The 24,666-nt window shown below is 65.8% G+C and carries 20 protein-coding genes; 4 read left to right on the forward strand and 16 right to left on the reverse strand.

The features are described 5' to 3' along the window. Window positions 1-53: 53 nt before the first annotated feature. The 8 genes from L1O02_RS19375 to L1O02_RS19410 form a co-directional block, all read right to left on the reverse strand. The gene (locus L1O02_RS19375) at window positions 54-347 is read right to left on the reverse strand and encodes a DUF3144 domain-containing protein (RefSeq protein ID WP_060838634.1); all 294 of its coding nucleotides are present in this window, start codon (window positions 345-347) and stop codon (window positions 54-56) included. A gap of 173 nt (window positions 348-520) precedes the next feature. Continuing rightward, window positions 521-1,633 (reverse strand): M50 family metallopeptidase, encoded by a 1,113-nt coding sequence (locus L1O02_RS19380; RefSeq protein ID WP_129406807.1) that lies wholly within the window; start codon window positions 1,631-1,633, stop codon window positions 521-523. 173 nt (window positions 1,634-1,806) lie between these two features. After that, the gene (gene rtcA / locus L1O02_RS19385) at window positions 1,807-2,853 is read right to left on the reverse strand and encodes an RNA 3'-terminal phosphate cyclase (protein WP_235758524.1); all 1,047 of its coding nucleotides are present in this window, start codon (window positions 2,851-2,853) and stop codon (window positions 1,807-1,809) included. An 8-nt stretch (window positions 2,854-2,861) separates the two neighbouring features. Continuing rightward, complete coding sequence (locus tag L1O02_RS19390) at window positions 2,862-3,650, reverse strand: nucleotidyltransferase domain-containing protein (RefSeq protein WP_108542823.1); 789 nt, start codon at window positions 3,648-3,650, stop codon at window positions 2,862-2,864. Between the two features lie 16 nt (window positions 3,651-3,666). Beyond that, complete coding sequence (locus L1O02_RS19395; RefSeq protein WP_235758526.1) at window positions 3,667-4,311, reverse strand: hypothetical protein; 645 nt, start codon at window positions 4,309-4,311, stop codon at window positions 3,667-3,669. Between the two features lie 18 nt (window positions 4,312-4,329). Further along, complete coding sequence (locus L1O02_RS19400; RefSeq protein ID WP_235758528.1) at window positions 4,330-5,673, reverse strand: PBS lyase; 1,344 nt, start codon at window positions 5,671-5,673, stop codon at window positions 4,330-4,332. A 4-nt stretch (window positions 5,674-5,677) separates the two neighbouring features. Beyond that, the gene (locus tag L1O02_RS19405; RefSeq protein ID WP_235758530.1) at window positions 5,678-6,904 is read right to left on the reverse strand and encodes an RtcB family protein; all 1,227 of its coding nucleotides are present in this window, start codon (window positions 6,902-6,904) and stop codon (window positions 5,678-5,680) included. A 765-nt stretch (window positions 6,905-7,669) separates the two neighbouring features. Further along, window positions 7,670-9,220: an RNA-binding protein gene (locus tag L1O02_RS19410; protein WP_129406811.1), complete on the reverse strand. Its 1,551-nt coding sequence runs from the start codon at window positions 9,218-9,220 to the stop codon at window positions 7,670-7,672. A 204-nt stretch (window positions 9,221-9,424) separates the two neighbouring features. Between L1O02_RS19410 and rtcR the strand changes: the two genes are divergently transcribed. Continuing rightward, complete coding sequence (gene rtcR, locus L1O02_RS19415) at window positions 9,425-11,017, forward strand: RNA repair transcriptional activator RtcR (protein ID WP_060843156.1); 1,593 nt, start codon at window positions 9,425-9,427, stop codon at window positions 11,015-11,017. Window positions 11,018-11,300: 283 nt separating this feature from the next. Here rtcR and L1O02_RS19420 read toward each other — a convergent pair whose 3' ends face one another. Next, the gene (locus tag L1O02_RS19420) at window positions 11,301-11,720 is read right to left on the reverse strand and encodes a PaaI family thioesterase (RefSeq protein WP_060843155.1); all 420 of its coding nucleotides are present in this window, start codon (window positions 11,718-11,720) and stop codon (window positions 11,301-11,303) included. A gap of 196 nt (window positions 11,721-11,916) precedes the next feature. Here L1O02_RS19420 and L1O02_RS19425 point away from each other — a divergent pair, with 196 nt between their 5' ends. After that, window positions 11,917-12,714 (forward strand): DUF4349 domain-containing protein, encoded by a 798-nt coding sequence (locus tag L1O02_RS19425; protein WP_235758532.1) that lies wholly within the window; start codon window positions 11,917-11,919, stop codon window positions 12,712-12,714. Between the two features lie 154 nt (window positions 12,715-12,868). On the opposite strand, the gene L1O02_RS19430 is transcribed toward L1O02_RS19425, so the two are convergent. Together L1O02_RS19430 and L1O02_RS19435 are read right to left on the reverse strand one after the other, a co-directional pair. Then, the gene (locus L1O02_RS19430; RefSeq protein ID WP_235760261.1) at window positions 12,869-13,462 is read right to left on the reverse strand and encodes an ATP phosphoribosyltransferase regulatory subunit; all 594 of its coding nucleotides are present in this window, start codon (window positions 13,460-13,462) and stop codon (window positions 12,869-12,871) included. 596 nt (window positions 13,463-14,058) lie between these two features. Continuing rightward, complete coding sequence (locus tag L1O02_RS19435) at window positions 14,059-15,150, reverse strand: DUF1615 domain-containing protein (RefSeq protein ID WP_235758534.1); 1,092 nt, start codon at window positions 15,148-15,150, stop codon at window positions 14,059-14,061. A 435-nt stretch (window positions 15,151-15,585) separates the two neighbouring features. Between L1O02_RS19435 and L1O02_RS19440 the strand changes: the two genes are divergently transcribed. Both L1O02_RS19440 and L1O02_RS19445 read left to right on the forward strand, forming a co-directional pair. Then, complete coding sequence (locus tag L1O02_RS19440; RefSeq protein ID WP_235758535.1) at window positions 15,586-16,200, forward strand: LysE family translocator; 615 nt, start codon at window positions 15,586-15,588, stop codon at window positions 16,198-16,200. 63 nt (window positions 16,201-16,263) lie between these two features. Further along, entirely contained in the window at window positions 16,264-17,814 is a 1,551-nt protein-coding gene (locus L1O02_RS19445; protein WP_235758536.1) for an FAD-dependent oxidoreductase, read from the forward strand. A gap of 166 nt (window positions 17,815-17,980) precedes the next feature. Here L1O02_RS19445 and L1O02_RS19450 read toward each other — a convergent pair whose 3' ends face one another. The 5 genes from L1O02_RS19450 to L1O02_RS19470 form a co-directional block, all read right to left on the reverse strand. Then, the gene (locus L1O02_RS19450) at window positions 17,981-20,455 is read right to left on the reverse strand and encodes a TonB-dependent receptor (RefSeq protein WP_235758537.1); all 2,475 of its coding nucleotides are present in this window, start codon (window positions 20,453-20,455) and stop codon (window positions 17,981-17,983) included. 97 nt (window positions 20,456-20,552) lie between these two features. Next, window positions 20,553-21,524 (reverse strand): FecR family protein, encoded by a 972-nt coding sequence (locus tag L1O02_RS19455; protein WP_235758538.1) that lies wholly within the window; start codon window positions 21,522-21,524, stop codon window positions 20,553-20,555. Continuing rightward, window positions 21,521-22,042 (reverse strand): sigma-70 family RNA polymerase sigma factor, encoded by a 522-nt coding sequence (locus L1O02_RS19460; RefSeq protein ID WP_060838618.1) that lies wholly within the window; start codon window positions 22,040-22,042, stop codon window positions 21,521-21,523. The genes L1O02_RS19455 and L1O02_RS19460 overlap by 4 nt, the downstream gene beginning before the upstream one ends. Before the next feature lie 117 nt (window positions 22,043-22,159). Further along, entirely contained in the window at window positions 22,160-23,134 is a 975-nt protein-coding gene (gene hemB, locus L1O02_RS19465) for a porphobilinogen synthase (RefSeq protein ID WP_016962997.1), read from the reverse strand. Between the two features lie 347 nt (window positions 23,135-23,481). Continuing rightward, entirely contained in the window at window positions 23,482-24,327 is an 846-nt protein-coding gene (locus L1O02_RS19470) for a PhzF family phenazine biosynthesis protein (protein WP_235758539.1), read from the reverse strand. Window positions 24,328-24,666 lie beyond the last annotated feature (339 nt).

Here is a 24,666-nt window from a genome sequence, read left to right on the forward strand (position 1 = left end):
GAGTGACGCAGGTCACACAATCCGCCGCTGACTCAGCGACGGCGCTCGACCTTTCAGTCCTGCTTGCCGCTCATGTAGCGCGGGAAGTTCTCGATGTAATCGTTGAGGTTCTCTTCGAGCATCAGGCGGAACTCCTCCAGGAAATAGTCCACTGCCTGCTGCTTGGCCGCTGTCAGTTCCTCGGCATTGCGGCAACCGCAGGCGCTGACCCAGGCACTGAAGCGCGCGTTGGCGTACATCAGCGACGCACTGGCCTTGCCGCGGCTGCTGTCGGCGATATGGGAGTTGGTCAACTCGATGATGGCGTCGGCGCGGTTGTAGAAATCCTGATCCGGTTCGTTGGCCACGGGGCGTTCCTCTTGCTGGCTAGGGAAAATAAGGCGCCGGAGTATAAGAGTTTTACGCTCGTATACCGATGACTTTCACTCTCGCCGGCAAAGCGGCCCAAGAGCCCGGCCTCGTCTCCGGGGCGCCTCACCGGACAAGCGCTGCGAAGAACTGCGCCCGGCGCAGCGGCGCGCTACGGCTGCGCCAGGGCCCGCAGGTGTGCGGCCAGCAAGGCTTCGCTGCGCCCCTGGGAGCGCACCACGCAGTTATCCGCCGCCTGCAGCGCTTGCTGCACATAGGCCTCGCCCTGCCGATGATCACCTGCAAGGATGGCCGCCAATGCCTGGCAGCGCGGCCGCAACCAGGGCGTAAACCAGTCGACATCGGCACTCATCGACAGGCCCTTGAGCAGCCCGGCGTCGCGCTGCAGGTAGGCCCGGCTGAAACCCAGCTCGCCACGCAACAGCTCGATCAGGCCGCTCATGCCGGTCAACTCCCCGGCCCGGGCGGCAAGCAGCTGGTCCAGCTCCTGCTCCATCTGCAGAACCCCGGACCAGTCGCCCTGGTCCTGCCTTGCATTGAGCCGGTAGCCGAAGGCAACCAGAGGGCCGGGCATGGCGCCCTGGGCCAGCAGGTCGAGGTCCCGGGCCGGCAGTTGCGCGCTGGGCACCCCGGCCACGGTCAGGGCCAGCAGACGCGCCTGGGCCAGCTCCGGACGTTGATCGTCGCGGTGCAGGTACCACCCCAGCGCCAACATGCCGTCGCTGGGCAATACCTGCCAGGCCGGCAGCAGATTACCCACCCCCAGCACCAGATTGATGATGGCAAAGGCCAAAGCCAGGGCCCCGGGCACCCCTTGCCAGTACAGCCCGAGCGCCAGGGCCATGCCCGCCACCAGCAGATTCAGCAGCGGCCCGCCGAGGGCCATCAGCATCCATTGCCGACGCAACGGCCGTTGCAGGTTGCTCGCCGCCATCACATAGCCCCCCAGGCGATTGCGCTTGAGCTGCGGCGACCAGCGCAGGCGCCAGCCGCGGCGCAACACCTGCACCTCCACCGCGGCGATCCGCGCCTGCAACACCGGCATCCCGCAGCAGCGGGCTCCCAGGTAGTGCCCGCCTTCATGCACCATCACGCCGATGATCATCAGCAGCGAGGCCAGGAAGACCGCCAGAAAGGGCTGCCACTCGGACTTGATGGTGAACCCCAGTAACAGCGCGGCGAGAAAAAAGCCGCCGAGCACCACCAGGTGCTGCACCAGCGTCAGCAGTTTGTTCAAGGCCTTGAGCCAGCTGTTGCGATCCATTGCGTACTTCTCCGAACGTGAAGCCGGGCATTATCCGGCAACGCCGCCCCCCGTGGGAGACGGTGTGCCAGCGAAGCAGCCCTTGAGTCCTGCGGCGATGTCAGGGCCGCTTCCACGGGCAAGCCAGCTCCTGAGGGATGAGGAGCGCCGGGCAATGCCGGCCCCGATGGCGATCAGGTGGCGGACTCATTGCCGTGGCGGGCCAGACACTCGACCCGCAGCGCCTGCGCATTGCCCGTCTGTGTCTGGATGCGCACCGGCAGGAACGCCTCGATCACGCGGATATTGCTTTCCAGGTGCTCGGTCATGCGCGGCGTGGTGAAGCTGCCGCCGCCGGCCAGGGCCATGGGCAGCAACAGTTGATCGGCCAGGTGCTCGGCCACCGCGGCGCCGGAATCCAACCAGTCCCGGGCCTGATCGATGGCAAGGTCAGCAACCTTCTCCGCCCGCAGGCTGTTCTGACCGAAGCCGCAAAACAGCTCGGTCAGGTGTTCAAAGGCGTACTCCAGCAACAGCACATTGCCCGGGCCGTATTGTTCATCCAGCTGCACCGGGGTGAGGTGCTCCCGTGGCAGTTCCAGGCGATTGTGCACCCGACGCAACTCGCGCTCCGCCACATGCTCGGGCAGGCCCGCGCTCAGCGCCCAGGCCCGGCTGCCCAGCAGTGCGCCACGCTCTTGCAGGTGCAGGGGCTGCAGCACCGACGGTTGGACAAAGGCCTCCAGCTCGCCACCGCCGGCCGGGACAAAACCGTGGCGCAGCAGTTGCAGCTCGACCCGCCCGCCCATGCGCCGCAGTAACGGCAACCAAGCCTGCTGGAGGAAATCCACTGGTGGCGCCAGGGGGTTATGGGTGCCGCCGCTGATGCTCACGCGGCTGGGTTGCGGTGCATGCAACAACGCGGGCAGCAGGGTCTGCAGCACCAGGGTGCAACTGCCCGCCGTACCGATGGCGAAGCGGTAATCACCGCCACGGATCGGCCCCGGTTCGAAGGTCAGGGCCTGGGAGCCGAGTTCGACCCCCGAGGTCTTGGCGCCACAGACCTGGGCCGCGGCCTGCACCGCCGTCAAATGCTGACGCAGCAGCCCCGGGCGGCTGCGCCGGGCACGAATATTATGGATACGCAGGGTCTTGCCGCTGAGCATCGACAAGCTCAAGGCGCTGCGCAGTACCTGGCCGCCGCCGATGGCGCCGTCCAGTTCGATGACTTCCTGTTTCATTTCATTCCTCAGGCGTAGTGCCGGACCGTTTCCCGCAGGTAGGCGTCCAGCAACGCATTGTCTTCATGGGTGCGCGCCAGTTTCGGCACCGGGCGTTCCAGCTCGGCGGCGATAAAGGCGTGCAGTGCCGGGCGTCGCGGCCCGTAGGCGGACTCCTCGGCGCTGCGTTTCAAGGCCAGCAGCTCGGCCACTTCATCCAGCAGCGGTGGGTGGTCGACCGTGGTCAGCAGGTCGGCGAAGGTCATCGGCGGTCGGCCGCGGCCTTGATCGATCCAGCGCACCGCGAGCAAGGGCCGCAGTACGTAGAAGTACTTCTTGAAACGCACGCTGTCGCCTTGCAGGTAACCGCGAAAGTTCTTCTTGGCCATCGACAGATAATGATTGCGCGCCGCCGGCGGGCTGTAGAACGCCTCCGCCAGCTCCCGCAAGCGCGCGGTGGCGGCCGCTTCGCTGCGATACACCAGGGGCGAATCCAGCCATTCCAGCAGGGTCGGGTTGGACTTGCGCAACAGCCCGAGGGTCTTGCGCAGTTCCCAGCCGCTGATGTCCAGCTCGTCGTCCAGGGGCCGCTCGATCACGTCGCGCCCGGCATCCACCTGGATGAACCATTCGGGCTTTTCCACGTAGACGAAACGCACGTCGTAATCACTGTCGGTGGAAGCAAAACCCCAGGCCCGACTGCCGGATTCGCAGGCGTACAGCACCTGCACATTGCGCTCGCGCTCGATCCGCGCCAGCTCGGCCAATACCCGCTCGCGCATGGCGCTGCTCAAGGGATGACGCTCCAGGTGTTCCATGATCCTTTTTCCTTGTTCAATCGGTGGCGCTGGCAGCCAGCACACTCAGGGTCCGGCGCACGGGGTTCCACACCGTCAGGCACCAGACGCCCCACCACTCCAGGCCTTCGTCGAAATAGTCACTCCAGGGCTGCAGGTGCGGGCCCATGTCCGGCGCCTGACAGTCCAGTTCCAGGTTGCCTACCCAGTCGATCACCTGGGGCTGCTGTTCGGGGTCCAGCCCCAGCACGTCCAGCCACTGGCCGTACACCTGCCGCGCCTGTTCGGCGCCGCCGGGGAAATGCAGTCCGTATGGCGGCTGGCGAAACGCCCGGCACAAGGCCAGCTCCTGCTGCTCCAGGTTTTCGCAAACCAGCTGCCGGACCTGTTCCTGACTGAGCGCCTCGGGCACCGCCCGCTCCTGCTCCCAGCGCATCGACGTCAGGCCGACGTCGGCATAGCGCGGGTCCTGGCGCAGTTGCTCCCAGCGCTCGCGGCGTTCGGCCATCAAGTGCTGGTAGAGGTGCTGCAAGCCCTGGCGATGCAGGGCTTGATCCACCACCGCCTCGGGTTCGACCGCCAGCAGCACAAAATCGAAGACGCAATACACCTCCTTCAGTTGCTGGCGTAGCGCGCGACAGTGTTCATCTTCTATTCGGGTCAACAGTGGCCGCGGCTGCATAAAGGCGCTCTCCATTCTTCAAAGCAGGCGCTGGGCTGTACCTGCGGGCAATTCACCGGCTGCCTCCATGGCCTGCAAGCGCTGCAGCATGGCTTCGCGCAGCGGCTTGGGGGTGACCGGGTCGAACATCCCGTAGCGGCTATCGCACCAGTGCGCCAGGGTCTGGCGCCAATAGGCGGCTTCGCTGCCGCCCTGCCCCAGGCGCCACAGCAGGTACTCCAGCTGGCGCCAGCCCGGCTTGAGGGCCAGCAGGGCCCAGCGCCGCGCCTTCGGCAGGTCGTGCCAGTGCTGGTCCAGACGCTGTTCCAGGGCTTCGTCGAACACCGCCCAGGGTTGCTCGTGCAACAGGCCCAGGGCGCAGTTGAAGACCTTGTCCGAGGCGTCGTCCAGGGCCGCCAGTTGCTCGGCCATGCCACGCTCGCCCAGGGTCTGCAGGGCCTGCAGGCGCACACTCGGCGCCGGCGACGCCAGGGCCTGGCGCACCATGGCATCGGCCATGGGCTCCTGCAGCTCCTTGACCAGCCCCAACAGCCCCAGCCAAGCGCGCTTGTTCCGTGGTGCCGGCTGTTGCAGCCGTTGCAGCAATACCTCGCGCGGGTCCAGCCCATGACGGGGCGCGGCCCAATGGGCCAGGCAACGCAAGGCCCCCGAAGGGTCCAGCAATGCCTGACTCAGATACTCGCGAGGATCGGCCAGCAACGGCAGCAGCAAGCGCAGCGCCTTGACCCGCACACTGGCACCGCAGCTGTGCATCACCTCTTCCAGCAGGGGCACGGCCTGCCCCGCAGGCAGCTCGGCGCAGGCATCCACGGCCATCTGCCGCACGCTGACTTCGCTGTGGCGCAAAGCCCGGGCCAGCAGCGCTGCCCGATCCTGCGCCCCTTCGAGCAACAGTTCGAAGACAAAGCGCGCGGCCTTGCCCCGGCAATCACCAAAGGCGTCTTCAACTACTTCGCGTACCTGGGCCAGTTGCAACACCGAACGCGCCCGTTCCAGGGTCGCACCGTGGTCGGCGCGCTGTTTGCCGGCCAGGGACAGCAGCGGCTTCAGGCTCTGCAACAGCAGCTCGGCGCGCTCTGGCGCCAGATACCCCTCGACCGCCGCGGCGGCCTCTTGGCGCACCTGGGGCACCCAATCGTTGAGGCGCTCCAGCAAGGCCGCCAAGGCCTCGGCCGAAGGCAGCGCGGCCAGGTGGCGCACCGCCGCCTGACGCACGAAACCGTTGCCGAAGCGGCTCAGTTCCAGCCAGGCGCTGTGCCGGTCCAATTCGTCCATCACCTCCCGCACGCGGCGGGCTTCATAGTCGCTCAGCTGGTAATGCCAGCCGGGCGGCGCCGCTATCAAGGCGTCCATGTCGTCCATTGTTCTACCCCTTAACGCACACCACCTGACGCAGGGTGTGCAGCACTTCCACCAGCTCGCGCTGGGCGTGCATCACTTGGTCGATGTCCTTGTAGGCCATCGGGATTTCGTCGATCACCGCTTCGTCCTTACGGCACTCCACATGGGCGGTCGCGCGGATCTGGTCGGCCAGGGTGAAGGTGTTCTTGGCCTTGGTGCGGCTCATGGTACGCCCCGCGCCGTGGCTGCAGGAGCAGAACGCCTCCTCGTTACCCAGCCCGCGAACGATGAAGCTCTTGGCCCCCATCGAACCCGGAATGATCCCCAGCTCGCCCTTCTTCGCCGACACCGCGCCCTTGCGGGTCACCAGCACCTCTTCACCGAAGTGGCGCTCCTTCTGCACGTAGTTGTGGTGGCAGTTGACCGCCTCCAGCGCCACCTCGAAGGGCTTGCTGATCACCTTGCGGGTGGCCTGGATCACCAGTTGCATCATCAGCTCACGGTTCTGCCGGGCGAAATCCTGGGCCCAGGCCACGGCTTCCACGTAATCGTCGAAGTGTTGGCTGCCTTCCTCGAAGTAGGCCAGGTCACGGTCCGGCAGGTTGGCGATATGTTGACGCATATCAGCCTGTGCCAGATGAATGAACAGGTTACCGATGGCGTTACCTACGCCACGGGAACCGCTGTGCAGCATGAACCAGACCCGGTTGGCTTCATCCAGGCAAACCTCGATGAAGTGGTTACCGCCGCCGAGGGTTCCCAGGTGCTGGCGGTTGTTGCTGTTGGCCAGGGCCGGGTACTTATCGGTGATCGCCTTGAAGCGCGGGTGCAGCGCAGCCCATGCCTGGTCGGTCTGCTGCGGCACATCGCCCCAGGCGCCCTTATCGCGACCGCTACGGGGCGAGGTACGACCGTGAGGCACCGCCGCCTCGATGGCGCTGCGCAATCCGGCCAGGTTATCCGGCAGGTCGGAGGCGGTCAGCGAAGTACGGGCGGCGATCATTCCGCAACCGATATCCACCCCGACCGCGGCCGGGATGATCGCGCCTACGGTGGGGATCACGCTACCGATGGTCGACCCCTTACCCAGGTGCACGTCGGGCATCACCGCCAGGTGCTTGAAGATGAACGGCATCTTCGCGGTGTTCATCAATTGCTGGCGGGCTTCGTTTTCCACCGGCACGCCCTGGGTCCACATCTTGATCGGCTTGCCGTTGGCCACTTCCAGCAGTTGGTAGGTTTTTTGTTCCATGTCGTTGACTCTTTTTCCTGTGGCCGCTGATCCGGCCTTGTTCATTAGGGTGTGTAGGAACCGGGGGCGCAGAAGACGATCTCAAGGGTCTCTTCGCTGGCAAGCCAGCTCCTACGGAATTGCGGTGTTCGGTACAGACGGCGACAAGTGAAGGTGGAACATGCAGCGCGCTCTGCCTCTGAGCTAGCACCTTGCGGTGAACGGGACTCGAACCCGCGACCTCGCTGTCCTGTAGTTCCACCGGCATTCGCCGGGTCAATCGGTGCAGGCCGGGCCTGCGGGCAGCGACAAGGGAACAGGCACATTTGCTCTACCGACTGAGCTACAGCCTTGCGGCTGGCGGGGCTCGAACCCGCGACAAAATGTAGTACCCGTGGCATTCGCTGCCATCCCGCCGAGGCGGGAAAAAAGATGCGACGACAAGAGTCGATGGAACAATGCGTTCGTGTTCTGACCATTGAACCACGGCGCCGTTTTCCAGCACCGGCGGGAATCGAACCCGCATCCCGAACCTGGGATGTAGTTCCACCAGCATTCGTCGCAAAAACTGCAAAAAAGGTGGCACGACAAAAGTAGTGACTGATGGCCGGATTCGAACCGGCTTGACCAGGATGTACAGCCACTGGCATTCGTGCCCTCACCGGCCCTGACAAAATTTGCTGAGACGCCTTTGGATGTAGTCACAGCGGCATTCAGGGCCAATGATCAAAAAATCTGTGGTGTGCGCCGGCTGGCCGGCGCACGGTTTATCTCATGTTCCAGCGATCAGAGCGGCATCGCCTCGATTGCCTTGACCCAGTGCTGCGCACCGTAGTTGCCCGCAGTGAACTGCTCGATCACATCGAACACCGCATCACTGAAGCCGCCGACGTTGAGGATGTCCTCGCGGTCTGGCGCCTGGGTCGTGGCGCCGGGTTGCATGTCGATGCACACCAGCTTCGCCTGCGGGTTGATGGCCCGGATCCGCTCCCACTGGCGCATCGTCTCCGTGGCGCCATGACGCCGCGCATCGATCCACGACTCGTTATCCGAGACCAGGATCAGGGTGTCCACGCGGCTCTTGGCGTTGGCCAGTTGAGCCAGGGGCGCCGAGCAGTTGGTCCCGCCTCCGCCGATGTTGGCCAGCTTCTGTGCATTGCTCATCACGCTGTCCCGCGGGTTGAGGTGGATGTTCACCACACCCCGCTCGAACGGCATGACCCGCGCCGCCGGCTGCTTGCGCAACACCGCCGCCGCCACCAGTGCCGCCACATCGATGCAACGCACCGCGGTGGTGGCGCCCTGGCGATAGCCGGTGACCGGGCTGTGCATCGAGCCCGAGACATCCGGGCAGACCACCACGTGGCCCGCCAGCGCCGGCACGTTGGCCAGGGACAGCTCCAGGGCATCCTGCAGCGCCTCGCGGACCGCTTGCGGCACGTCCTCGCCCGCCATGCGGTAGGCCGCCAGCAACTGGTACGGGTAGACCCGGGCCTTGGCCACCTCCCCCGCATCCGCCAGCCGCGCCGCCACGTACTCGGTGCAACCCGGCACCTGGAACGCGCCGTGGCGCGCCAGGGTGTTGAGGTTCATGCGCAGCCCCTGCCAGCCCATGTTGCGGGCCTGTGCCGCCCATTGTCCGGCGCTCAGTGTCTCGTTGCCGAGCAGCTGGAACGGCACCTGCGGCACTTCCTGTGTCGCCCCGCTGCGAAACGCCAGCAGGTCCCGGGTCAGCTCAGGCAGCGCCTGGGCATCCACCGGCTTGCCGATCACCCAGGCAAAGAAGGCTTCGCGCCAGGCATCGCTTGGCTTGGGGTGAACCATCTTCAGCACGTCCGCCAGGGAGGGCTTGGTGCCGATCGAAGCCTGCAACAGCTGACGCTCGCTGGCCGTGTTCAACCAGTTCTGCACCAGGCGCTTGGGCTGCGACCCCAGGGATTTGCGCCCGGTCACGCCGCTGCGCAGGATCTGCACGAAGTTGCGCAGCATCTTGCCGTTGTCCACCACCTGGGCGAACAGCTCCGGCACCAGGGCCGAGCGTTGCGCGGTCAGCGCCGCCAGCAGCAGCGCCGGCATGTCCTTCATATGGCCTTGCTGCCGAGCGTAACGGGCGGCCTGGGCGACGAAGCGGCTGTCCAGCTCGCTCACCAGTTGCAGCACCGCGTCCAGCTGGCCTTCAGGCGAGGTGTAGAAGGTCGAGTTCAGGCAACCGGTGACCGCCAGCTGGGCCAGGCGATGCTTGGCGTTGTAGGCATAGGCCGGTGCCTTGGAAGCGTTCAGGGTGGTGCTCGCTGGCGCTTTTGCCTGTTGGGTGTTGAACAGCTGGAAGTTGGCCATCTTGGCGTCTCGCTCTGTTGTCTCGTTCGTTGCCAGATACATTGCAGCCGCTGTGCCAGGTTTTATTTTTCCAGCAAATTATTTTTTAACTTATTGATTTATAAAGGTTTTATTTTTATTCGCTTTTTCACTGGCCATTCGACAAGACAAACGACTCGATATTTTTATATCTTTACCTATCGCTTTTTATCTTCAGGTATAAACATGTCGAGCAAGCCCACGGTCGCCATCGGTTTTATCGGTTCCACCCTCGATCGCGTCGGCAAGGGCGCCAATCGCTGGAGCCATTGGCGGCCCACGGTCGGTCTGTGCCAGCAGCAGGACGTGCTGATCCAGCGCCTGGAACTGATCCACGGCCTGGACGCCCGGGATGTCAGCCTGGCCGAACGGGTGGCCAACGATGTGCGCCAGGTGTCGCCGGAAACCGAAGTACGCCTGCACCCCATGGGCCTGAACAACCCCTGGGACTTCGAGGAGGTCTACGCCGCCCTGCACGACTTCACCAGCGCCTACCCGTTCGACACCGAGCGCGAGGACTACCTGGTGCACATCACCACTGGCACCCACGTGGCGCAGATCTGCTGGTTCCTGCTGACCGAGGCGCGCTACCTCCCTGCCCGGCTGATCCAGACCTCGCCGGCCCGGCGCCGCGACCCCAGCGAACACGCTACCGGCACCCACGCGCTGATCGACCTCGACTTGTCGCGCTACGACCGCATCGCCTCGCGTTTTGCCCACAGGCGCCTGGAAGGCCTGGCCTTCCTCAAGTCCGGGATCGCCACCCGCAACCCGGCGTTCAACCGCTCCATCGAGCAGATCGAGCGGGTCGCGGTGCGCTCCAAGGCGCCGATGCTGCTGATCGGCCCCACCGGTGCCGGCAAGTCGTTCCTGGCCCGGCGCATCTATGAACTCAAGCGTGGGCGGCATCAGGTGCAGGGGCGTTTTGTCGAGGTCAACTGCGCCACCCTGCGTGGCGACGGTGCCATGTCGGCGCTGTTCGGGCATATCAAGGGCGCCTTCACCGGCGCCCAGAACGCCCGGGAGGGCCTGCTGCGGGCGGCCGATGGCGGCATGCTGTTTCTCGACGAAATCGGCGAGCTGGGGCTGGACGAACAAGCGATGCTGCTCAAGGCCATCGAGGAAAAACGCTTCTTCCCCATGGGCGCGGACCAGGAGGTGCAGAGCGACTTCCTGATCATCGCCGGCACCCACCGCGACCTGCGCGACCGGGTGGCCCAGGGCCTGTTCCGCGAAGACCTGTATGCGCGGATCAACCTCTGGACCTTCAACCTGCCGGGGCTGGCCGGGCGCCGCGAAGACATCGAGCCGAACATCGACTTCGAACTGGAACGCCACGCCCGGGAGCAAGGGCAACTGGTGCGTTTCAACCTGGAGGCGCGGCGCCGCTACCTGGCCTTCGCCAGCTCCAGCGAAGCGGCGTGGCTGGGCAACTTCCGCGAGCTGTCGGCATCCATCACCCGCATGGCCACCCTGGCCGACAGCGGACGCATCGACCAGGCCCAGGTCGAGGAGGAAATCCAGCGCCTGCGCCACGCCTGGGGCCTGGAAAATGCCGAAGATGAACTGCAGCAACTGTTGGGCGCCGAGGTAGAGCTGGACCTGTTCGACCGCCTGCAACTCAAGGCGGTGATTGCCGAATGCCGCCGCGCCGACAGCCTGTCGGACGCCGGGCGTCGGCTGTTCGGCGTATCGCGCCAGGGCAAGGCCAACCCCAACGACGCCGACCGCCTGCGCAAATACCTGGCGCGCTTCGGCCTGGACTGGAAGCAGCTGTAGCCGCTGCCGCAGGCTGCGCACGGCCCGCAGGGACGCAGGGTTCTCAAGATCGATAGCGGTTTGGCTGGCGATCGCCAGGCAAGGTCCTGCGGACCGTTGCGCAGCTTCGCCATGGCTCAGCAGCGGCTACAGGCCCATGCCTATCCGGGATTTGTGTAGCCGCTGCCGCAGGCTGCGAACGGCCCGTAGGGACGCGGGGTTCTCAAGATCGATAGCGGTTTGGCAGGCGATCGCCAAGCAAGGTCCTGCGGACCTTTACGCAGCTTCGCAAGCTCAGCAGCGGCTACAGGGCTGCGGTTGGGACGGCGAAGACGCCACTGGCCCGGGCCACTTCACGCTCGCCGACTCGCAGCACCACGGTGGCAAAGGCCATCTGCCGGCCGCGTTTGGCATGCTCCAGGCGCACCTCGATCCATTCCCCGACCTGCACCGCCCCCAGGTAGTCGAGGGTCATGCTGGCGGTGATCAGCGGCAACGGCGGCTCGCTGGAGAACGCCATGGCGTAGCCCATGCCGATGTCCGCCAGGGTGGCGATGATGCCGCCATGCACCGTGCCCCGGCCGTTGGCATGGCGGGTGTCGGCGCGCAGGCCGAGGCACAGTTCACGGCCACTGCCACGCCCATAGACCGGGCCGATCAGCTCCAGCAGCGGGCTGCTGCGAGGCCAGGGACTGAAGCCCGGGGGGATGTCCGATTCGCTCATGAGGTTCTCCTTGAACCGCTGGGTAACGAGGGTTGCACAGGGCGACAGGTGTAGCCCTGATTGACCAAGGTGCCCATGAGCATCAGCCAGGCAAATGGATGAAAATAAGTTGCGCCGCGATCGTGGTGATCCCGGGAACAGCGGTAAGATGCGCGCCTGCGCCCTAGCCGCAGTTTCAAGTACTCAAGGAGCCTCCATGCAACATCAGGACGATCACCCTGCCATCCGCCGCCGACTGGCCTTTGCCTTCTTCGGTGCCCTGGCCCTCAGCGCCTGCTCCCCCAGTGATCACAACAGCTCCGCGGTGGCCCTCGGCGGCGCCCAGGGCAAGGCCGGCGCCCTGCTGGCCTACGAGCACGAACTGACCCTGTCCCTGCCTGCCGAACAGATCGGCCCGCACCTGGAACAAACCCGCGAGTCCTGCGAAAAAGCCCAGTTCGGCCCTTGCAACATCCTGCTTCTGGAGCAGAGCAAGTACCGCGCTCGGGTGGTGTTGCGAATCGCCCCGGACGGTGTCGAACCCATCGTCAAGCAGGCGTCCGAAGGGGCCGAACTGGGCGAGCGGGTCACCAGCGCCGAAGACCTGGCCGACGCCGTGGCCGATGTGCAACGCCAGCAACAGCGACTCAAGGCCCAGCAACAGCGCCTGGATGAACTGGCGGCGCGCAAGGACATCACCGTCAGCGACCTGATCGCCCTGAGCAAGGAGCAGGCAGGCATCGAGAATGACCTGCAAGCGCTGGCCCAGACAGCTGCCGGACACCAGCGTCGCCTGGACACCAACCGCCTGACCCTGAACTTCCTGCCCAGTGACGGCGCAGAACGCGGTTCAAGCCTCAAGCGCGCCCTGCGCGACCTGCCGGACAACCTGGCCGAGGGCACTGCCGCAGCCCTGGAGAAAGGCAGCCAGGCCCTGCCCTTCGTGATCCTGGCCTTCCCGCTGGCACTGCTGTGGGTCTGGCTGTGGCGCAAGTTCGTGCGTCGCCGCCCCTGAGTTTTGCGGCACCCTTGCGGGCGCCTTCGCTGGCAAGCCAGCTCCTACGGTTAGCCCACACACCGCGTAAGGCCCCGTATGAGCCGGCTCTCCGGCAAAGAGGCCGGCGAATCCTGCAGCGCTCCCAACGGTGCCTTCGCTGGCCAGCCAGCGCCTACGACTGGGGTTGCAGCGCCAGTTGCAGGCGCTCCAGGCCGATGCCGAATCCGGCACCTTCGCGGTAGGCGCCGGCACCTACCACTTGCTGTTGCGCACCCAACTGCGGGCAACGCACCTCGAAACCTTCGCCATTGAGGTAGTAGGTCAGGCCGCGCTTGACCCCGAGGTTGAGCTCGTACTCCAGGCCCAGGGCATCCAGAAAGCCAACGCACAGTTCCCGCGCGCGCTCCAGCGCCTGCAAGGGTTTGGGCCCCAGTATCTCCAGGCCCAACTGGGTGAATTCTCGATACCGCCCGGCTTGCGGCCGTTCATAGCGATAACAGCGAGCGACGTAGAAAAAGATCGCCTGCTCCCGTCCTGCCAACAGCTCGCGGGCGGTTTCCTGGAACAGTGCAGTGGCTTCCGGAATCAGGCAGCACGGCCGTCCGGCCTTGTCGTTGAAGGCCCACATCTGGCCGATGACTTCACTGCCGCCGGCCTTTTCGATAAAGGTGTCCTGGCCCCACAGCGCCGGGACTATGACTTCTTCAGCACCCGCTTCGATGAAGCCAGCTCCGGAAGCGCTCCTCCAGCGTGCGTAGGGCGGCAGCTTGCGGGCCGGTGATCATTCGAGTGCCACGGAGCATGGTCATGGGTGTTTCCTCTTGGTTTTTGACAGGCAATAAAAAAGGCGCCTTGTCGGGCGCCTTTGGTTTTTTTCATCGTTGGTCAGTGATCGCAGTGTCTGGATGACTGACCGCTCGACGCGCACACGCGACCACGGCCCCGAAGCTGAGGTCGATGGTGATGCAGGCGGGAGTCGAGGCGGAAAAAATTCATGGCGCATCCTGCCACGCGACCCAAGTGCCTGACAAGCCGCCCAATCATCCGGCACTCGCCGACGAAGAGGCCTGTGGGTCCTGCTGCGCTCTCAAGGACGCCTTCGCTGGCAAGCCAGCGCCTACGGCAGCCAGGAACACCTCAGCGCCCAATCGTAGGAGCCGGCTGGCCGGCGAACAGGACCGCAAGCCTTGCATCGTCCTGACGGACGCCTTCGCTGGCAAGCCAGCTCCTACGGCAGGCAGGAACACCTCAGCACCCAACCGTAGGAGCCGGCTGGCCGGCGAACAGGACCGCAAGCCTTGCATCGCCCTGACGGACGCCTTCGCTGGCAAGCCAGCTCCTACAACGGGCAGGCCCTTGGGGTTACAGCGGCCTTTTCAGGCAGCGCTGGTAGCGTTCATCCACGCGCTTGGCGAACCAGGCGGTGGTCAACTGGCGGGTGATCTTCGGGCTCTTGAGTTCGATGCCCGGCAACTGCTGGCGTGGCACGGGCCGGCCGGCGGCTCGATCGGCCAGGGCAAACACCTGGCGGTACAGCTCGGTCTGGGCGAAGTCCTGGCGGTCGCCCTGTTCCAACTGCTCACGGATCTGCGGGTTACGCAGCCCCAGTTGCTTGCCCAGGGTGCGCACCGCCAGTTCGGTACTGCCGGGCAGGAGCGAGTCGTAACGGATCAGGTCGCCGTCCAGGGCCAACTTGATCCCGCTGAGGCGGCTGACCGCAGCCTGGAAGGCAGCGTTGCGGCTGGCGTACCAGCCGGCGTTGAAGTCGGCGAAGCGGTACAGCGGTTGCGGGTAGTCCACCGGGTAGCCCAAAAGGTGGGCGATGCCGAAGTACAGGCCGCCACGGCGACTGAAGACTTCCTGGCGAATGGTGCCCTGCACCGGGTAGGGATAGCCCTGGGCATGCTGCTGGGCAAACTCGATGCTGACCTGCATCGGCCCGCCGGTGTGCACCGGGTTGAAACGGCCGAACAGGGTCTGGCCCAGGGGCACCTGGCCGATGAAGTCGTCGAAGATCGCGCTCAGCTCCTTCTCGCTGCGGGCCCGGGCCAGGCGCTGGCTGTAGGACTGGCCGTCCGCGCCGCGCACTTGCAGGGCGGCGCTGACCAGCAACGCCGGCACATGCACCTTGGCCGCGCGGCGGTCGATTTCCTCTCGGGCAATGCGCCCCAGGCCCGGCACCGTCGGGTCGACCTGGAAGGTCGATTCCTGCTCGGTCACCGCCAGCACCGCGCACAGGTTGCTCGGGCTCGGTTCCAACCCCTGGGCGCTGAAGGCCACCTGGATGTCCCGGGCCCAGCCCTGGCGGTCGCCGACCTGGGCCGGCAGCAGGCGCATGATCCGCGCTTGGGTCTGCTCCGGGGTCAGCGTCGGTGCCTGGGGGCCACGTGGGCTGGCGCAACCGGCCAGCAGCGACAGGCCCAGGCAGCAACTGAGAAGACGAGAGGAAATCATGGGACTCCGCAAGATGGCTGGACGAGGGCCGTGCAAGTAAAGCAGCGGCTGGGGCCTTCGACCAAAGAATGCGAGCGCTGTTCCCGCCACGCCCTGTAGCCGCTGCCGCAGGCTGCGAAAGGCTGCGGACCCTGAGGCCTCTGCGTGATCGACGGGAGTTCGCCAGGCAAGGTCCTGCGGACCTTCGCGCAGCTTCGCAGGCTCAGCAGCGGCTACGGCCAATGCCGATCCGGGATTTGTGTCACCGCTGCCGGAGGCTGCGAAAGGCTGCGGACCCTGAGGCCTCTGCGCGATCGACGGGAGTTCGCCAGGCAAGGTCCTGCGGACCTTCGCGCAGCTTCGCAGGCTCAGCAGCGGCTACAGGCTAAAATCCTTCTATTGGCGGTGTGGCTGGGTGTACTTTGATGACCCCGCCCTCAATGGAGTGACACCCGGATGTTGACCCTGGATTTTCTGCTTACCAGCCTGATTGTCGTGCTGATTCCCGGCAGCGGCGTGATCCTGACCATTTCCACCGCCCTGGTGGCCGGCAAGCGCGCCAGCCTGTTCACCGCCATCGGCTGCACCGCCGGGATCGTCCCGCACCTGCTGGCCTCGATCCTCGGCCTGTCGGCGATCCTGCACACCAGCGCCCTGGCCTTCCAGGGCCTGAAGTTCGCCGGGGTCGCCTATCTGCTGTACCTGGCCTACGCCACCTGGCGTGATCGCTCGGCCTTTGCGGTGGACAGCAAGGCGGTGAGCCACGGCGCCGGCGCGCTGATGCTCAAGGCCTGCCTGCTGAACATCCTCAACCCCAAGCTGACCATTTTCTTCCTGGCCTTCCTGCCCCAGTTCATCGCCCATGACGGCAGCGACCCGATCCCGCAGATGCTGCTCCTGAGCGGCGTGTTCATGGCCATGACCTTCTTCGTGTTCGTGCTCTACGGGCTGCTGGCCAATCTGTTCCGTACTGCGGTGATCGAGTCGCCCAAAGTCCAGAACTGGTTGCGCCGCAGCTTTGCCGCAAGCTTCGCGGGGCTGGGCCTGAACCTGGCCTTCGCCCAGCGTTGACCCCGCGGCAGGCGCCGTCCGCAGTCCGATGCATAACGTTGATCTCTTAGCGAGGGCAAACACATGAACTGCAGCGACGTACTGATCATCGGCGCCGGCCCCACCGGCCTGGTGCTGGCGCTCTGGCTGCGCCGGCAGGGGATCAAGGTACGGATCATCGACAAGACCCTCGGCCCGGGCACCACCTCCCGGGCTCTGGCGGTGCAGGCCCGGACCCTGGAGCTGTACCGCCAGCTGGACCTGACCCAGGCCATCGTCGAACGCGGCCACCACGTGCCGGCGGTCAACCTCTGGGTCCGCGGCGAACGGGCCGCGCAACTGCCGTTCAACGCCATCGGCGAAGACCTGACGCCCTACCCCTTCCTGCAGATCTTTCCCCAGGACGAACACGAGCAGCTGCTGATCGAGCGCCTGGCGCTGCTGGGGGTGGAGGTCGAGCGGGGCACCGAACTGCTGGCCTTCACCGACCACGGCCACCTGATCAACGCTCGCCTGCGCGGCCCCGACGGCCGCGAGGAACACTGCCAGGCCTTCTACCTGGCCGGCTGCGACGGCGCCCGCTCCACGGTGCGCAAGACCCTGGGCAGCGGCTTTCCCGGCGGCACCTACCAGCAGGTGTTCTATGTCGCCGATGTCGAGGCCAGCGGCCCGAGCATCGACGGCCAGTTGCACGTGGACCTGGACGACGCCGACTTTCTCGCGGTGTTTCCCCTGGCCCACAGCGGCCGCGCGCGGCTGATCGGCACGGTGCGCGACGAACGGGCCGAACACCCGGAAAACCTGCGTTTCGAAGACGTCAGCCAGCGCGCCATGCGCCAGCTCAAGGTCGAGGTGAACCAGGTCAACTGGTTCTCCACCTACAAGGTGCATCACCGGGTGGCCGAGCAGTTTCGCTGCGGCCGGGTGTTCCTGCTGGGGGACGCCGCCCATGTGCACAGCCCGGCCGGCGGCCAGGGCATGAACACCGGGATCGGCGACGCCATCAACCTGGCCTGGAAACTGGCGGCGGTGCTCAGCGGCCGGAGCGCCGAAAGCCTGCTGGACAGCTATGAGATCGAACGCATGGAGTTTGCCCGGCGCCTGGTGGCCACCACCGATCGGGTGTTCAGCTTCGCCACCGCCGATGGCCCGGTCGCCTACCTGGTACGCACCCGCCTGGCGCCCCTGCTGCTGCCGAAGATCGCCGCCTTCGACAGTGCCCGGGAATTTCTCTTTCGCACCGTGTCGCAGATCACCCTCAACTACCGGGGCATGCCCCTGAGCGCCGGTGGCGTCGGCCCGGTGCACGGCGGCGACCGCCTGCCCTGGGTCCGCGACGGCGAGCACGACAACTTCGACAGCCTCGATCATCTGGGCTGGCAGGTGCACGTCTACGGCGTCACCAGCAACGCGGTACAGGACTGGTGCGCCGAACACCGGGTGCCGTTGCGCCTCTTCGACTGGCGCCCGGCCCACGCCCACGCGGGGCTGGCGCGCAACGCCCTGTACCTGCTGCGCCCGGACACCTACGTGGCCCTGGCCGAACGTTCGGCCGATCCGCGGGTGCTGGAGCGTTATTTCCGCGAACGCGAGATCTCCCCGCAGAACAGCCCGGCCGCCCTCAAACCGCGCTGATCCGCGCTCGGCGCACTGCGCAGCCGGGGCCGGGCATCGGGTTGCACATGCATGGGCGCCGCCCTCCCCCCTAGCCGCGGTTACGACGCGTCATGGCTCCGCTCGACGCCGCACCGCCCAAGGCCTGAAGCGAGCGCGCAGAAAGCCTGCCCGAGCGCCAGGGCCCTTAGAAATCGGCCTTGACCGACAGGGTGAAGTTGCGCGGGTCGCCGTAGAAGTTGCCGAAGCCTTCGGTGCCGATGGTGGTGTAGTAGCGCTTGTCCAGCAGGTTGTTGCCGTTGAGCGCCAGGGACCAGGTGTCGTCGATGCGATAGCCGATGCGCCCGTTCCAGATCGCATAGCCGGCCTGGCTGATGTGCTTGCCGCTGGTGGGCGAGACCCGGTAGTTGTCGCTTTGCGCGTTGACCCCAGCCCCCACATTGAAGCGCTCCAGGGCACCGCCCAGTTGGTAATCGCCCCAGACCCGTAGCAGGTGCCGCGGCACGTAGGAGTTGAACGACTGGCCGTTCTTGCTGCTGTCGGCATCCTCCAGGGTCTTGGTCTGGGTGTAGGTGTAGCCGGCCAGCAGTTGCAGGCGTTCGATCACCTCACCGCTGACTTCGGCCTCAAAGCCCTGGGCGCGGACCTTGCCCGAATTCAGCGAGCAGGTGCTGTCCGGGCAGGCCGGATCGTCCTGCTGCGCATCCTCCTGAATCGTGCGGAACAGGCTGAAGGCGCTGTTCAGGCGACCGTCAAACCACTCGCCCTTGATCCCCGCTTCGTAGCTCTTGCCCACCAGCGGCTTGAGAGACGCACCGTCCAGGGTCCGATAGCTGCCCTGGGGGGTGAAGATGCTGGAGTAGCTGGCGTAGGCCGTGAGGTTGTCGTTGAGGTCGTACAGCACCCCGGCGAACGGCGTGACCTCGCCGGTTTCCTTGGAACGGGCGCTGCTGGGGGTGCGGGTGTCGCGCCAGTAGGCCACGGCATCGTTCTGCGACTTGTACCAACTGACCCGGCTGCCCATGACCAGGGTCAGCGGGTCGGCCAGTTTCAGGCGCAGGGTGGAATACAGCCCCTGCTGCTGGATCCGCAGATCAGAGGGGCCGCCCCGGGTGGAATTGCTTTCGTAGTAGCTGGCATCGGGCTTGGGCAGGTGGTGATCGGGGTCCAGCACGTTCTGCCGCTGCGGCAAGCCGGCCACGGCGTAGAAGTCGTCCTTGATCGAGCGGCTGGCGTTGGCACCGACGACCAGTTCGTGCTCCCGGCCAAAGGCCTGGAAGCGGCCGTCGACATAGGCGTCAAAGCCGTAGTCCACCTGATCGTAGTCATAGGTGCTGCCCAGCATCAGGGTGCTGGAACGGTTGGCCCCCACCGGCACCGAACCGCTGGGGAAGGCGTACTCGATGTCCTGGGTGTTGCGGCTGTAGACCCCGGCCACCTTCAGCGCCCAGTCGTCGTTGAGCTGTTGCTTGAGGTCGGCGAAATAGGTCGCGCGCTTGCTGCGCGAGTTGTTCCAGGCGGTGTTCAGGCAGGTGGAACGGCCGAGCTTGAGGTCGCTGCCGTCGCTGTAGCGCGGCAGGCCGCCCCAGCACGGGCGCGAGTCGACGTCTTCATAGGCCATGCCCAGGCCCAGGGTGGTGGCGTCGCTGAGGTCGAAGTCCAGGGCGCCGTAGTAGACCTGATCCTTGCGCTCGCCCAGGTCGTAGAAATACTGCCGGGTCTGCTGGGTGACCACCGCCCGGCCACGGACGGTGCCGGCATCGTTCAACGGCCCGCCAGTGTCCACCTGGGCCCGGTAGTTGTCCCAACTGCCAGCGGACATCGTCAGCTCGGTGTGGGGCGTGGCCTGGCCGCGCTTGCGCACGAAGTTCACCGAGCCGGCGGTGCCGCCCGCACCCTTGAGCATGCCGGCGGCGCCGCGCAGGATCTCCACCCGGTCATAGAAGGCCATGTCGCTGCTGAAGCTGTCGGCCTGCACGTAGCTGCTGCCCATGTCCAGGGGCACGCCGTCGTACTGGTACTGGCCGGTCATGCGAAAGCCCCGGGAATAGAAATACTTGCCGCCCATGGGCGAGTCGTAGAGGGTGATGCCCGGGGTCTTCTCCATCACCTGGTCGATGGTGTTGAGGTTCTGGTCATCGAGCATCTTGCGAGTGATCACGGTCACCGACTGCGGGGTGTCCTTCAGCGAGTGCTGGCCCTTGCCGATGGTCACCGCGCCGGTGGTGTAGGAACCGGAGTACTCGGTGGTAGCCCCCAGCTCCTGGCCTTGCACCTGGGTGGTGCCCAGCTCCAGGGTGCCATTGCCCTTGGGCACGGGGCGCAGCACATAGCTGCCGTTACTCTGCGGTTCGGCCTGCCAGCCACTGCCGGCGAGAATCCGCGCAAAGCCTTCCTGCACCCCGTAATCCCCCTGGAGCCCCGCCGAACGCTGGCCGGCGGTCTGTCGCGCGTCGAAGGAAATCGCCGCCCCAGCAGCGCTGGCGTAACGGCTCAGCACCTCGGTCAGATTCCCTGGGGCAATGTCGAAGCGGCGCACGGCGCTCTGCTCGCTGGCCGCCAGCGCGGTCAACGGCAACAGCGTCGCCCCGTAAACCGCCAGTGCACCCCAGAGCCCGAGCTTGATTGCCCGGGCCAACGTCGACTTGTGAACATCAGACATGCTTTGCCTTCCCCGCTAACGAAAATGAATCCACTGGGGGATAAGCCGGACCAGGGCTGGCCAACCTGCAAGGATCACGAAATTTTTTTCCGACGCTTCAGCCCAGGTGGCTGTCGGAGACTCGCACCCAGTAACGGGTATAGCGCTTGATCTGCAGCGAGAAACCGCTTTCCAACGCCGCCAGGGCACGGTCGGTGTCGTCGATGGGGAAGGCCCCGGAGATCTTCAGCCCGGCGATCTGCGGATCGCACTGCAGCACCCCGCGCCGGTAGCGCGACAGGTCGGCCAGCAAGTCCCCCAGGGGCCGGTCGATGGCGATGATGCTGCCCTGGCGCCAGGCGCCCACCGAAGCATCGTTGGGCCGCAGCGCGGCAAAGCCCCGGCCGCTGAACGCCAGTTGCTGGCCGGCCTCGACCCGACGCGGCGCGCTGCCATCGCCCAGGCTGACCTGCACCGCGTGCTCCAGCACCGCCACCTGCTCCTCGCGCTCGTCGCTGCGCAGCACGAAGCGCGTCCCCAGGGCCAGCACCTCGGCGTGTCGGGTCCGCACCCGGAACGGCCGCTGCAGCGGGTCGGCACCGGTGCTCACCAGCATCTCGCCCCACAGCAGCTGGACCTTGCGCTGCTGGCCGTCGAACTGCACGTTGATCGAGGTGTTGGTATTGAGCAGCAGCGAACTGCCATCCGCCAGGCGCACTTGTCGGCGCTCGCCGATCTGCGTCCGGTAGTCCGCCAGCAACTGCTGGGCGCTGTCGCTGCGCCAGCCCAGCCAGCCCAGGGAACCGGCCGAGGCCAGCACCACCAGATTGCGCATCAGCTCGCGACGCGAGCGCCCGGCCCCGCGCAAGGTCGAACCGGCCAGGCCGCCGGGCAGCGCCGAGATCTGCTCGCCCAACTGCTGCATGCGCTCCCAGGCCTGGCGGTGCAAGGGGTCGGCGGCCAGCCACTCGCGCCAGGCCGCCTGCTCCTGCTCGGAGGCGCTGCCGGAACGCAATTGCGCGTACCAGCGCGCCGCGCCGCTGATGGCCTGACGCTCGGCGACGCTCAGTTGCAGGCCGGCAAAGCTCATGACAGCTGCATCCGCATCTGCATCAGGCAGCAGTGCTCCATGGCCTTGGCCATGTAGTTGCTCACACTGCGCACGGAAATCTGCAGGCGCTCGGCGATCTGCTCGTAGGTCAAGCCGTCGCACTGGGACAGCAGGAAGGCCTGCTTGACCTTGGGCCCCAGGCCATCCAGCAGACGGTCGATTTCCATCAGCGCCTGGAACAATACGCTCTGCTCCTCCGGCGACGGGTGCTCGCCCTCGGGCACCCGGGCCAGGGCTTCGAGGTAGGCCTGCTCCAGGGAGCGGCGGCGAAACAGATCGATCAGCAGGCCCCGGGCAATGCGCGACAGGTAGGGCCGCGGCTCACGGATGTCCTGTGCGTTGCGGGCCTTGAGCACCCGCACGAAGGTGTCCTGGGCCAGGTCGGCGGCATCGAAGCCATTGCCCAGGCGCTGGCGCAACCAGCCCTGCAACCAGCCATGGTGATGGGTGTAGAGATCGGTGACGGCGCAGCGCAGGGATAAGTCGTCGGCGGGCATGACAGTAGGGATTCATATTTGATAATGAATCGCATTGTCATGTAGAGGCGGAAGTCTTGGCAATAGCCACGAACGCCGGGCGGCGTTCGTGGAGGGACGGTTTGGCCCGGTGCGGGATCAGATCCCGGCCAGGGCCAGGTCCATGGCGAAGTAGGTGAAGATCAGGTCGGCGCCGGCGCGCTTGATCGAACCCAGGCTTTCACGCACCACCCGCTGCTCGTCGATGGCCCCGGCCTGGGCGCCGAACTTGATCATCGCGTACTCACCGCTGACCTGGTACGCCGCCACCGGCAGGCGCGAGGCCTCGCGGATGTCGCGGATGATGTCCAGGTAGGCCCCGGCGGGCTTGACCATCAGCGAGTCGGCGCCTTCCTGCTCGTCCAGCAGGGATTCGCGCACCGCTTCGCGGCGGTTCATCGGGTTCATCTGGTAGCTCTTGCGGTCGCCCTTGAGCGCACTGCCGCCCGCTTCGCGGAACGGGCCGTAGAGCGCCGAAGCGAACTTGGTGGAATAGGCCATGATCGGCGTCTGGGTGAAACCGGCGGCGTCCAGGGCGCGGCGGATGGCCTGGACCTGACCGTCCATGGCCGCCGACGGCGCGATCACGTCGGCGCCGGCACGGGCCGCAGCCACTGCCTGCTTGCCGAGGTTGATCAGGGTCTGGTCGTTGTCCACTTCATGGCCGTGCATCACGCCACAGTGGCCGTGCTCGGTGTATTCGCAGAAGCAGGTGTCGGACATCACGATCATCTCCGGCACCGCGTCCTTGGCGATGCGCGACATGCGCGACACCAGGCCGTTTTCCTTCCAGGTATCGCTGCCGTCGCAGTCCAGGTGGTGCGACACACCGAAAGTCATCACCGACTTGATCCCGGCGCGGGCGTAACGCTCGATCTCGCCGGCCAGCTTGGATTCGGGAATGCGCATCACCCCGGGCATGCTCTTGATCGGCACGAAGTCGTCGATTTCCTCCTCGACGAAAATCGGCAGCACCAGGTCATTGAGGGTGAATTCGGTTTCCTGGAACAGACTGCGCAGTTGTTCGGAGCGACGCAGGCGACGGGGACGGGCTTCTGGGAACTGGCTGGACATGATTTTTCCTAAGGCTGAGCGCGGGACAACACGAGCGATGGCGAAAAAAGGCTGAAAGCTTATGCCCAGAGCCGCCGTGGTACAAACCCGCACGGCTCAAGAGAGTCTTGCGAATCTGCTAACAATCAGCGCCAGGCCCGCTATTCATGGGCTTGGCGAGGGCCCGCGCAGGCCGGCCTGCGACCATCTGACGCAAGACAGAGGAGCAGCAACAAGCAACAAGCAACAAGCAACAAGCAACAAGCTTCGAGCGGCAAGCGGCAAGCGGCAAGCGGCAAGCTTCGAGTGGCAAGCGGCAAGCGGCAACAGCGCCGGGCTGGGCTTGGAGCTGGAAACTTGCCGCGGCTTTACCCCGCGAGAAACTTGCCTTCAATACAGGTGACGGCAGAGCCGCCGATCCACACCTCATCGCCCACCTGCTCCACATCGATGGACCCAGCGCGGCCCATGCTCAGGCCCTGGCTGACCCGATAGCGCGACGGCGCCTGCCCGGCCCCCAGCAGCCACTGGGCGATCCCGGCATTGAGGCTGCCGGTGGCCGGGTCTTCGGGCATGCCATCACCGGCGATAAAGGCCCGCACCTCGAACTGCGCATCGGTGTCATCGCGCTCGGGGTCACAGGGCGCGATCACCCCTACGGCCAGACCGATCAGTGCCGGGTAGTCCGGTTGCAGATCCAGCACCTGCTGGCGCTCGGCGAGCATCACCGCCAGCCAGCCGGCGCCGTTGTCGACCCACTGCGCCTGGACGATATCCCCGGCTTTCAGGCCCAGGCCACGGCGTACCTGCTCCAGCACCTCGGGCTCCACCGGGCCGGACTTGAGCAACGGCGGCGCGAGAAAGGCCAACTTTTCGCCCTGACGACGAATGCGCACCAGACCGACTTCACACTCCTGAATGATCTCCTCGCCCCGGGGCACCCCACCGGCTTCAAGCCAGGCGTGGCAACTGCCCAGGGTCGGGTGACCGGCAAACGGCAGCTCCTGGAGGGTGGTGAAGATCCGCAGACGGTAGTCGGCGCGGGGGTCGCGGGGCTTGAGCAGGAAGGTGGTTTCGCTGAGGTTGGTCCAGGTGGCGAACGCGGCCATGCGTTCGTCGCTGAGATTGTCGGCGTCGAACACCACGGCCAGGGGGTTGCCCTTGAGGGGGGTGGCGCTGAAGACGTCGATTTGTTTGAAGTTCAGGGCGGGCATTTAGAGGGAGCCTGGGGTCGGTGGGGGGCTGGGGGTGAAGTGTACATATTCGTTGCTGCGGGTGTGGCGGTTGGTGGTTTCGCTCTTACAGCGGTGGGTTGGGTACATCTCCGGTGCTGCGGTCAGGGCTACTTGGGGTTCCGCTCTTACAGCGAGTGGGAGGGGGTACATATCCATTCCTGCGGGTGCGGCCGCTGGCGGTTTCGCTCTTACAGCGAGTCACTTTGAAAAGCCCAAAGTAACCAAAGGCTCCTGCCCCTCCACTCGGTGCCTCGCTGGGGCTCGGCATGCCCGAACTCCGGCATTGATCCGTGGGCCGCCGCAATGGGCCATCCATGG

This window comes from Pseudomonas sp. BC42 (assembly GCF_021560055.1).
GTDB lineage: Bacteria > Pseudomonadota > Gammaproteobacteria > Pseudomonadales > Pseudomonadaceae > Aquipseudomonas.